Raw genomic sequence first — 1,304 nt, 5'->3', positions numbered from 1 at the left:
AGTAAATCCTCTTTTTATATTTCACGTAAAATCGAAGTAACCGATTGAATCAAAATAGGAACTCAGCTATGGTTAATGCATCAATAAAAATAAATTAAAAACGAGTTATTCTACAGCCTCGTTATGTGCAAAAATTAATGGTCACGTAAGAGTGTTCTAGCGTTATCATGTTAGGTTTAAGAACGTTACGAAAGTTAATAATCCAGTCGTTTCGGGCCGAGTATTCGAATAGTTTTGTCGGCCCTTAATAGAAGGGTGTGTACCACTGTTTCAATAGTGAAGTAAACTTTAAAGTTCAAGATCAAAAAAAATGTATGGCTCACTGTTTGGATGTTGGCGCTTAAATAAATGTAGAAAAAGTATAGAGCTAAATTACAATTATAAACAAAGGTAAGTGCAGTATCTGCATAAAAGTAGGTGCGTGAAAATTGCACATAACCAAACGCTGCACCGGACGCACATTGCTACGCTCGTTTGTGTATGTCGCGGTGCTCCATTTTACACAAACGCTCTCCGCAATGTGCGCCGGTGAGCTCAGCGTTAGGTTCACAAGGAATACAAATGGAAGCTGTAGATGTTTTGAAAATGGCACTTAACCCATCAGGTTATCTTATAGAAAAAATGATGAATAAGAATGCCGAAGCTTTTGATGCAGAATCAGAAAATTCACCGATACAAAAATTAAAGGAAGATGCTCTTCGTGAAGAGATAAAAGCATCTGTTTTTCTAACTCAGGCTAAGGTCGAACAAGAATTAGCGATTGCTCGCAGAATAGATAGTGCCGAAGAAGTTGAAATTGAAGAGTACTATGATCTTTCTGGTAATGCTGGAGCTGGGTTAAAAGCCGATGAAGCAGGAGTCACTCTAGGAGTAAATGGTGAAGGTCGAAAAGTCACTAAAAGAGTTATAAAGTTTAAAGGTTGTCAGTCGGTAGTACAAAATATCCCTGCGAGTAAGTGAGCCTAACAAGCACTTTAGTCATCATATACGGATAGAATAAAATTTTATGGAACATCCAGATGCGTTTTTAAATGTAATATTTCATGAGATTGGTGACGCAGGGGATGACATGGCTCTATGTGCCGGTTTTGAACGTGGTCAATGGAGCAAACAAAATTGACACCCATTATAAATAAATGCTGAAGTCATCAAACTTAACCGTGCAAAAAATTGCCTGCACGCAATTACTCTTCGAGGAAATGTTGTTTGTAATAAATAACGTGACTAATGTCCGCTGAATACTGAATTTTAGACATAGAAAGGCTGCAAATTCGCAGTTTTTGAATTGCTTTAGATGGTTTACT

1 protein-coding gene is annotated in these 1,304 nt (G+C 37.3%); it reads left to right on the top strand.

From position 1 onward, the window contains the following. Window positions 1-561: 561 nt before the first annotated feature. On the top strand, window positions 562-960 hold the full coding sequence (locus tag H5154_RS22725) for a hypothetical protein (RefSeq protein ID WP_182719728.1): 399 nt from the start codon (window positions 562-564) through the stop codon (window positions 958-960). Window positions 961-1,304: the final 344 nt, after the last annotated feature.

The sequence above is a fragment of the Pseudoalteromonas sp. SR44-5 genome (assembly GCF_014163675.1).
Taxonomy (GTDB): domain Bacteria; phylum Pseudomonadota; class Gammaproteobacteria; order Enterobacterales; family Alteromonadaceae; genus Pseudoalteromonas; species Pseudoalteromonas rhizosphaerae.
Note: the sequence above shows the minus strand (reverse complement) of the source record. Positions and strands in the feature narration are given on the sequence as shown.